Source organism: Thermoprotei archaeon, assembly GCA_038881895.1.
Classification (GTDB): Archaea; Thermoproteota; Thermoprotei; order Gearchaeales; family WAQG01; genus JAVZOV01.
Map to the genome: position 1 here is coordinate 123,667 of JAVZOV010000005.1, position 9,301 is coordinate 132,967.

Genomic DNA, 9,301 nt, shown 5'->3' on the forward strand with positions numbered 1-9,301 from the left:
TTCTTGGATGAGCTGTTAAGCTTAAGAATGCTCAATAATTATTTTAGTAAATAAGGAAAGTTTGAGGTTGTTGTTTAAGCAAATCTTTCCATGTGTGACCTTTTATTGCATCTTCTAATGTTATTGGTATCCATTCTCCGTTTCTTAAGTAAACGATACCTTTTGTATAATTAAGCATTATTTTGTAGAGAGTTTCTCTAAATTCTGGTGGTGTGTTGTTGAATTTGCTGTTTTTGTCATCAAAGTGTAACATTTCGACGTGTTCGTGTTTGAGTCCTCCTGTGAGGTTATAGTTTTTACTGGCTAGATAAATAGAATGTTCTTTTTCATCTTTGTCGAGTTTTAACCCGGTTTTTATTATGTTTTGTAGGTTCTTAATATGTTCAGGTTTATACCTGATTGTTGTTGCGTCTATGTTGTTTGCAAGCAGGAATAGCATGATCCCGCCACATTTTGAGCATCGTCCACATGGAATAATTGTGTTGTTTTCGATGTGGACCATATGGCAGGATGTCTGAAGTTTAAAGAATTCTGGATAGCGGTCATGTAATACTCTTTCTACTAATAATCCTGTTAAGGGTCTTACTGCTGACCATTGTCTTATACCTAAGCCTTTTTGATTTAGCCACTCTGTCATGTAATCATCAAAATCTTGACTTTGATCATATATTCCGTAGTAGTGTCTTATTCCATTGAATTCATAGCTAACGTTGTTAGGATCATCGTATTCATTACCCATATTGATGTTACCTATCTTGTATTTATATACTAATGGCATGTAAAGAAATATGTAGTATCCAAATACAAAGAGTCTTATTGGGTATATGTCTGAGAATTTTTTATAGAATCCTGGCACTAAAATCTTCATGTTACGCTCAATAAACAAGTATAGGCGATCAATGTTTGTCCATACTTTCATTGTTTCTGGAATGTTATCTTTAAACCATCTATACGCTGTCAGCGCTGTGAACCAGTGACGCCCAGACTCATTTACAAAGAATGGATAAACTTTGCATCCGATTTCTTTAAGTAAACAGTACGTGAGCAAGCTTTCTTTACCACCAGATGATAGCACTCCACATTTTTTATAATCTGGGGAAAAGTCTAATTTTTCGTCATCAATTATATCTTTTACACTTATTATAGCCCTTGGTCTGGCATTAGAGTCGTTTATTTCGTCTTCTTTAGGGATGTATTCTTCTTTAATGAATCCAGTTCGTCTAACAATTCTGTTAACAAATATGTCACGTGAGATTATGTTAGTAATATCATTGATTAGTTTTAGATCGAGCTTTGTTAATGAAAACTTTATATCAATTTCATCGGTAAACAATGCATAATTTATAATGGGTGATATAGTAGCTAATTTTGCAAATTCTTCTGTGATAGGAGTAATTATTGGTTCTTGATAATACTGCATAAGGAAGTACTCTTTTCTTATACCATTAACACTTAGTTCTATCTTAGTGCGTATTCTTTTATTTTTAATTTCAGGTTCATAAATTGTGATCTTGTCAAAACATTTTAAATCCATTATTGCGTCACGCTCAGGTATTTTTTCAGAATTACATCAACTATCTTGTCCACTCCATCCCATAAGGGATCACACACAATAACATTATACTTTCGTTCATATTCCTTTTTAATATAATCTACCTCCTCCCTTTTCATATTTTCATGATTAATTGTTATGGCTTCAACATTTCTTTCTGTTAAAATGTTTATCGCTCTAATATAACGATCTATTGGTGGGATTTCAAAACCTGGAAACCCATCAAAAAACTTTCTTTTTGGAGCATGTTGTAATACTATGAGCTCTGGCTTTGCTGCTGCAAGAATTTCAAAACTGCCCGGAAATGCAGGATGAAGTATTGAACCTTGACCGCTTATTACTATTACATCTGGGTTTTCGTTCTTATAAGCTCGCCATATTACATCCTCAATAGCTCCAGCTACGAAATCATTGATTAATGCATCAATAACTACAGTGTATTTAAATCCTTGCATCCATGAAGTTTGCCCAGTTCCTATAAAAATTGACTTAACACCCCTTTTTAGCAATTCATTATTTATCATTATTGCAGTAGTTCTCTTTCCCACAACAGAATCTGTGCCAAGAACAACAACCTTTAAAGCTTTAACCTCTTTAATCACACCTCTGAATGGTATCTTCATGTCCCTAAAGATTTTTCGCACATCGATTATTTCTGCATTATTATTATGCGCTATTTTTACTAGTTCTGGATCATCGCTAAGGAATTCATGCAAACCTGATATGATGTTTATACCAAATTCTAATGCTTTTCTTACAACTTCCCTATAACCCTTTGGTAGATATCCTCCTTCTGTAGCAACACCTATTATTAATGCTTCAGTATCGGGATGTGCTTTTAACGCTTCTTCTAAAGATTCATAAATCATAATACCGTTTGGTTTGCCATCAATAATTAAGCCGGAATCCATACCTTTAAACTCACTATCTATAACGCCAATGATTTTATATTCAGCACTATACCTAAGTAATCCATGAGCTGTTTTTCCATCATTAGTTCCAAAAAAGCCCTCTGCTAATATGAGGGCTTTCTTCACAAAATTCTCCTCCCAGTTAATACTGCAACAACGTTTTTTTCACTAATCAAAGGATCATACCTAGCTAATTTCTTTATAATGGATACTGTGACCGCAGATGCAGGTAAAACATCAAGTCCTGCGTATTTCCTTATTAATCTTGCATAATCAACCATAGCGTTATCACTACTACACTCAACAATACCGTTTGTCTTTCTGATTGCCTCTAAAGCAGCTTCCCCATCGTAAGCGTGATAGGACACTAATGGCTCACTCACTGCAGTTTCTTTAATCTCGTTCGGAGAGAGATCAACTAATGTGCTGAGATTCTTTCTAAATGCTTCTAATAAAGGATTACCATTACATGTTGTAGCACCAACAATTTTAGGCAACCTATCTATTAATCCTAACGAACGCAATGATACAAAACCTTGATATATTCCTGCTAACGTAGATCCATTACCAACTGGAACAATAACAATATCAGGCACAAAACCCAGTTCATTGAATATTTCATAAGATATGGTAGCATAACCTCTCAATGCAACATCTGCATATTTTGATCCAGGATTTGCATCATACCAATTGTTTTCTTTTGAATCTCTAATACTAGCTTCAACGGTCTCTTCATAACTTCCGTGAACATACACTATGCTGGCACCCATCCTAGCCATCTCTGATACCCTCTTATTCGTATAATGAGCCGGCACATAGATCACTGACTTCATTTTCATTAAATTAGCATAATATGCTACAGCCACACCATAATTTCCACAGGTTCCTACACTTATAGTATCATAACCGTTCTCCTTAGCCTCTAACACATGAGATAACGCCGCTCTATCTTTCTGAGTGCCTGTTGGATTGACACCTTCAAATTCTAAATATAGATTTTTTAAGCCCAATATATTTCCTAATAATCTTGCATGAAATATTAATGATTTTCCAAGAATACTTAATGTGACTTGTTCTATGCTAGGAACCCGGCTTAAACCGGGTGTAAGCGAAGAGTCCTCCTCCTCCATCTACCTCCCTCTCAAACTATAAAATATTCTATAACAACAAAATATAAAGTTAACTAGCGCGATAAACCTCATCAAGAAACAATATCTTTAAGACTTAGCATCATTTATACGTTTGACTTCACTGTTCTCAGGTGAACTTCTTATAATATCATTGAGCACTTCAGATTATTGGTGAATAGGTTAAAGATAAGTATACATTGTAATTTTTTACAGTGATGCACAGTGTCGAGTTTTGATGAGGATATAAAGTTACAGATTGTTAATGCTATGCGTAGGCTTTATGAGAGAGGACTTGTTTCAGCTGTTGGTGGAAATATTAGCCTTAGAGTGTTAAATAAGGATTATATATGGATTACACCAAGTGGGCTTTTTAAGGGTGGTTTACAATCAAAAGATCTAGTTAAGGTTAGTTTGGATGGTAATGTGTTAGAAGGCGCTTATAAACCGTCCAGTGAACTTTCCTCACACTTATCTATATATAAGATTAGGAGTGACGTTAATGCTGTTGTTCATGCACACCCACCCTTTGCCACTGGGCTTTTTACTGCAGGTTATATTCTTAAGAATGTAACACCCGAATATGTGTTATTAATAGGTGAACCGAAAGTTGTTGATTTTGTTTTACCAGGTTATTCTTCATCTCATGTTGTTTCTAAAGCTATGAGCATGAACGACGTTGTTGTAATTAAGAATCATGGAGTTTTCTGTGTAGGTAATAATATTGAGGAGGCTCTCGCTAGAGTTGAAGTTCTTGAGGAGGCTGCAAAAATGATTGTCGCAGCAAAACTTTTTAATGGTTTATTTAGGATAAGCGATCATGATGCTGAAGAAATAAAAAGAATTTACAAGAAAAATTAAATTAAGTTCTGTTCAATATTGATGCTATAGTGTCTATGAATTTATCAAATGTTTCTATGGGAATTCTCATGCCTGCAGCAATAGTATGACCCCCACCACTTCCACCAAACTGTTTTGCCAATTCTGATGCAATGTTGGATAAATCAATCTTATTAGTTTTTGATCTTATGCTAATATCCACGGTTTCTTTTTCGTGCCTAGCTGCTAGACCGAAAAGACTGTTGTGAACCGTCATCGCATATACTGCTGCTCTACCAAGAAATCCTTGGTATGGTGGATTGATCACTACTGATAGTTGCCCAATGCGTTTTGCATTTTTCTCTACATACTTGTATATTTGATTTTCATAATAAAGACCTAAAAGTGCATAAAAAAGGACATATTGGAGTTCGCTTGGTCGTAATCCTGATGCCAAATCTCTAGTGGTCTTGATTTTCATGGATATATCCATTGTTTCGAGTGCTGTAGAGAGTAGTGAAGCTTCTAGAATGAGGTTGCGTCTATCAATCATCTTTAAAAATGTTTCCATTAACGGAGTATTATCCAAATAATCTGCAAATGCCCCATAATAAGCCAACGTAACAGCCCAGTTATTATTTTGCAAATTAAATGCTCTATTGGTTAATTCAGCTGCCGATACACCTTCTTCGTAAACATATTTAACAGCAGTTGTTATATCATTACTTAGCAATCGTGAGGACATTTTGTGATGATCTATGTATACAATCTCTCCTTCATTTTGAACAATTTCTTTAAACTTATACAATATTCCATTGTAAATTTGTGCGTCCAATGCTATGTCAATAATTATAATCCTTGATTTCTGAGGTAAATGTTCTAAATCTATAAACAGTCTGTTTGGTTTTGTGATTCGTAATTCTGCATCAGGATATACTATTAATGCTTGGGCTGCTCCACATACACCGTCACTGTCTCCATGAAAGAGTATGTATGTACCACTCATGTCTACTCAACATCATTATAGATACGTCGTATAAAAATTTAGAGGTTATGCATAATTATTAGCAAGTTACGCTAAAAGGTCAGTGAAAAGTACTGCTAACAAGCCTGAAAGAAAGATTCCATCAAAGGTTCCAGCACCGCCAACACTAACCATCGGGCTCTTGAACGTTCTTATTTTATTAAGATTCGCGAGATCAGCTCCAATCAAAGCACCTAACGTGCCTGATACGTACGCTATGGTAAGCATTATACTTTTATTAAAACCCAAGTATCCCCAAAACAATGCTAATGTCATCGATATAAAAGGAGGAATAAACGTAGGAACAGCTATCCCTAAATGAGGAATCGGTTTTGCATAAATGTGTATGACAAATGATGCTACTATTATTGATATTAACAAAGGAACTAATGCATCAAACTCTAAGGTAAATAATTTGTAAGATAGGTAAAGTGATGTGAGAACAGGAATAACAGCACCTCCAAGGTTTACTGCTAAAACTGATTTGTTCTTTACCTTCTCAAAAGAGGGTATAGGATATATTATCCCATAGAAATTCACATAATTTATCGTTAAAATGATCTCCTCATCTAATGTATATTTGTATATTGGTATATTAATGAAACTCCCAAATAAACTAGCAAAAATTATTAACGAAACTAACCTCGGATTTAAACCCAAACTCATGAAAACCTTGCCACTCGACCATAAAAGTAAGTAAATCACTATAAAACTCATTAAGATTGTTAATAGATACATAAAAAACGATGCCAAAGGTTTATGAACTATTACACTACTCATAACAATCTCTTTATAGACGCACACTAAAATATTTTTATCCTGTTTAAACATGAAAAATCAATCTCCTATCGTAATGTCTTAAGAAAATTTTTATCCTAGTTTTGTTTTGTTCTTACTATGTGGGTCATTGTCGTACATGGTGGGGCCGGAACATGGAATGTAAGTCTAAAAAAAGCATACAAGATTGCTCATGTAATAAAGAATTCCCTTAGCACCGGAGGTTCCATACTTAACTCAGGAGGTTCAGCTCTAGATGCTGTAGAAGCTGCAGTACGTGTAATGGAAGCCAGCGGAGTATTAAACGCTGGTTTAGGATCATGTCTTAATATTGCTGGTCAGGTCGAAATGGATGCAGCAATAATGGATGGTGATACACTGAAGGGTGGCGCTGTAGCATGCATAAAAAATGTCATACATCCAGTATCAGCAGCACGAAAGGTTATGGAATTCACCGATCATATAGTTTTAAGTGGAGAATATGCAACGTATTTTGCATTAAAAATGAACATAGAACATACTAAAAACCTCATAAACCAATCAAAAATCAGACAATATAAGAAACTTCTCAAAGAATTTAAAGAACGCGGATCAAAAAACGTGAAAGTATACGAGATGATGGACTCAGATGCATCGTTTAAGACACCCAGCGACATAACAATTAACAATGAAGGAAACACTGTTGGAGCGGTCGCTCTAGACTCGAAAGGTAAATTAGCTGCCGCGACATCAACTGGAGGAATGTGGTTGAAGTTACCAGGTAGAATAGGTGATACTCCACTTCTCGGAGCAGGAACATATGCAAACAAATATGCTGCAGTTTCAGCAACAGGAATCGGAGAGCACATAATTAGAATTGGAATAGCATTACGCGTATGTGATATGGTAGAAAGAGGCATACTGCTTCAACAAGCAGTTAAAGATGCAATGAATCGTATAACCCAGCTAGCTGGAAAGAATACTGCAGGCATCATAGCTGTCGATCGATATGGCAACTACACATTTGATTACAACACACCAGGAATGGCTAGAGGCGTCCTTATTGAAAATAAAAAACCTGAAATCATGATATGGGACACAAAAATAAATATAAAATAAGATATTATGAATAATCATGATCATTATAAAAGAAGTTGAAAGCTCAAAACTCGATGACATTATCAAATTAGATCGTGAATTATCGTGGGAACTACTCGACAATAACGTAAAAAAGGAACTAAACTTGGATGAATTTGCAAAAAGACATGAATACATGTTTAAAAAACTTTATAATACATCAATAGGACAACAAATAATACTTGGAGTATTCGATAATGAGAATTTAATAGGTTATGCGTGGATAGAATTAAGGCTCGACACAATTTCCATGCTACCAGCATGCTTTATAGTAGATATTGGCATAAAACAAGAATACAGGGGAAAAAGGATCGGCACAGACCTCATGTATGAGATCATTAAAATAGCTCTCAATAATAATGCAAGAACAATAACCCTCTTAGTTGAAAAAAAGAATGTTAAGGCTATCAATTTTTATAAAAAGTTCGGTTTTAAAATTACTGGATACGTTATGGAAAAATCGTTAAAGACATAAAAGAGAACAAAAAAGATAAATGTCAGTATTGTTCATATCTTATTATGGATAACTTGAAACTGATTTTAGTCATTTCATTTTTCATAATTTTGTTGGGTGTTCATTTTCACCCTATTATACTAGATGCCGAGAAAATAAAAGATAAATGGCATGGATATGTTTTAGTCTGGATGGGATTAGAGGTCGTTGGTGAAAATGTACAAGAATCTTTAAACCAATTGATGACTCATAAAAATTCTATAAACGCTGTATCCTATGAAGCTTATTATCTAGGCGCAAACGGAACATTCTCTAAACGAATCCGCGTCACTGACGTGACGGATAACTTGAGACAAACGGGAGTAGAACTATGGCCAATGATCACAAGTACCAATATAACTAGGATGAGAATCCTTTTTAATAATCCGGACTCATTCATAACCACTGCAGTTAAAACTGCAATTGAACGAAATTTCACTGGTTATAACGTAGACTTTGAACCAGAGAGCGCAACAGATAGTGACGCTTACGCTTATGTAAATTTTTTGAACAGATTTGCTGATGCTCTTCATGCAGTTAATAAAAAACTCAGTGTAGATATTGCAACATGGTCTGTTTTCTGGAATTATGATATGCTTGCCCAATCAAAGGTAGATATGTTCTGTGAAATGGCAACTTATGCTGGACGATTTGAAACATTTTACTCAGCATTAAATTACGCATTGTCAAAGATGCCTCAAAATAGATTGGTCATTGGGTTAGAGACATTAAACCCTAATACAGGTGAAACCATACCATTTAGTGAAAGTGAGGTAGAGGTTAGACTAAGGTCAATTATAAAATCTAACTTGAATAAAATAGCAATATGGAGAACACCCTTACCAGAATATTGGTGGCCGTTGGTAGACGATATTAAGAATGGCTTTAACATAACATTAAAAACTAGTAATCCTAACCCAGTACTAGGTTCAAACGTAACAGTCACCACCACCATATTCGGTGGAATCCCATCATTTACTTATTCATGGAAAATAAATAATGCTACAATAGACTGTACTACATCAACTTGTACAATTATAATCAACACAACAAATCCTTATATAATAACACTAACAGCAACAGACTCATTATATATAAGCATCACTAAAACTTTAACAATAAATCCAACTACATCATCAGCAACTACACAACAATCCATCCCATCATCTACCCAATCTACATCACCGATAATAGAGATAAATAATCAACTTATAATTGTAACATTAGGTATTATAATATTGCTAATAATTTTAGCAATTAAATACAAAAAACTATCAAAATAATATCAGATTAACGTTTTAAGAAATTTTTGGACAGAAACATCAATATATATGGCTCATAATTTTTATCAGGTCCTCGCAAGAAGACCCCATGCGTAAGCGTGGGGATGAATTGCGATAGACTTTTAAACAGCTTTGAGTAATTAAAGTTTGATATGAAGCTGACTATCCAAGCGGGCGTTGTTGGACTGACTCGAAGGAA

At 34.7% G+C, this 9,301-nt stretch carries 9 protein-coding genes; 4 read left to right on the top strand and 5 right to left on the bottom strand.

The features are described 5' to 3' along the window. Positions 1-43: 43 nt before the first annotated feature. The 3 genes from QW128_08950 to QW128_08960 are packed head-to-tail and all read right to left on the bottom strand — an operon-like array spanning position 44 to position 3,593. A complete protein-coding gene (locus tag QW128_08950) occupies positions 44-1,534 on the bottom strand; it encodes a hypothetical protein (protein MEM3833692.1) in 1,491 nt (496 codons plus the stop codon). Next, positions 1,534-2,589, bottom strand: a complete 1,056-nt coding sequence (locus QW128_08955; GenBank protein MEM3833693.1) for a DUF1611 domain-containing protein — start codon at positions 2,587-2,589, stop codon at positions 1,534-1,536. Before QW128_08955 ends, QW128_08950 begins: the two co-directional genes overlap by 1 nt. Then, entirely contained in the window at positions 2,586-3,593 is a 1,008-nt protein-coding gene (locus QW128_08960; protein ID MEM3833694.1) for a pyridoxal-phosphate dependent enzyme, read from the bottom strand. Before QW128_08960 ends, QW128_08955 begins: the two co-directional genes overlap by 4 nt. Before the next feature lie 222 nt (positions 3,594-3,815). Between QW128_08960 and QW128_08965 the strand changes: the two genes are divergently transcribed. Next, the gene (locus QW128_08965) at positions 3,816-4,451 is read left to right on the top strand and encodes a class II aldolase/adducin family protein (GenBank protein ID MEM3833695.1); all 636 of its coding nucleotides are present in this window, start codon (positions 3,816-3,818) and stop codon (positions 4,449-4,451) included. A gap of 1 nt (position 4,452) precedes the next feature. Here QW128_08965 and QW128_08970 read toward each other — a convergent pair whose 3' ends face one another. Both QW128_08970 and QW128_08975 read right to left on the bottom strand, forming a co-directional pair. Continuing rightward, on the bottom strand, positions 4,453-5,415 hold the full coding sequence (locus QW128_08970; protein MEM3833696.1) for a DHH family phosphoesterase: 963 nt from the start codon (positions 5,413-5,415) through the stop codon (positions 4,453-4,455). Between the two features lie 66 nt (positions 5,416-5,481). Next, complete coding sequence (locus QW128_08975) at positions 5,482-6,213, bottom strand: DUF1614 domain-containing protein (protein MEM3833697.1); 732 nt, start codon at positions 6,211-6,213, stop codon at positions 5,482-5,484. A gap of 117 nt (positions 6,214-6,330) precedes the next feature. Here QW128_08975 and QW128_08980 point away from each other — a divergent pair, with 117 nt between their 5' ends. Genes QW128_08980 through QW128_08990 form a run of 3 tightly spaced genes read left to right on the top strand, consistent with a single transcriptional unit; the run spans position 6,331 to position 9,102 of the window. Then, the gene (locus QW128_08980) at positions 6,331-7,308 is read left to right on the top strand and encodes an isoaspartyl peptidase/L-asparaginase (protein ID MEM3833698.1); all 978 of its coding nucleotides are present in this window, start codon (positions 6,331-6,333) and stop codon (positions 7,306-7,308) included. Between the two features lie 16 nt (positions 7,309-7,324). Next, positions 7,325-7,801, top strand: a complete 477-nt coding sequence (locus tag QW128_08985) for a GNAT family N-acetyltransferase (GenBank protein MEM3833699.1) — start codon at positions 7,325-7,327, stop codon at positions 7,799-7,801. Positions 7,802-7,845: 44 nt separating this feature from the next. Beyond that, positions 7,846-9,102 carry a hypothetical protein gene (locus tag QW128_08990; protein ID MEM3833700.1) on the top strand — a complete coding sequence of 419 codons (1,257 nt, stop codon included), beginning with the start codon at positions 7,846-7,848 and terminating at the stop codon, positions 9,100-9,102. The last annotated feature ends 199 nt before the right edge of the window (positions 9,103-9,301 follow it).

Bases quoted from the DNA above. Each gene is read 5' to 3' on its own strand.
- QW128_08950 (MEM3833692.1), bottom strand. From the start codon at position 1,534: ATGGATTTAAAATGTTTTGACAAGATCACAATTTATGAACCTGAAATT.
- QW128_08960 (MEM3833694.1), bottom strand. From the start codon at position 3,593: ATGGAGGAGGAGGACTCTTCGCTTACACCCGGTTTAAGCCGGGTTCCT.
- QW128_08970 (MEM3833696.1), bottom strand. From the start codon at position 5,415: ATGAGTGGTACATACATACTCTTTCATGGAGACAGTGACGGTGTATGT.
- QW128_08975 (MEM3833697.1), bottom strand. From the start codon at position 6,213: ATGAGTAGTGTAATAGTTCATAAACCTTTGGCATCGTTTTTTATGTAT.
- QW128_08980 (MEM3833698.1), top strand. From the start codon at position 6,331: ATGTGGGTCATTGTCGTACATGGTGGGGCCGGAACATGGAATGTAAGT.
- QW128_08985 (MEM3833699.1), top strand. From the start codon at position 7,325: ATGATCATTATAAAAGAAGTTGAAAGCTCAAAACTCGATGACATTATC.
- QW128_08990 (MEM3833700.1), top strand. From the start codon at position 7,846: ATGGATAACTTGAAACTGATTTTAGTCATTTCATTTTTCATAATTTTG.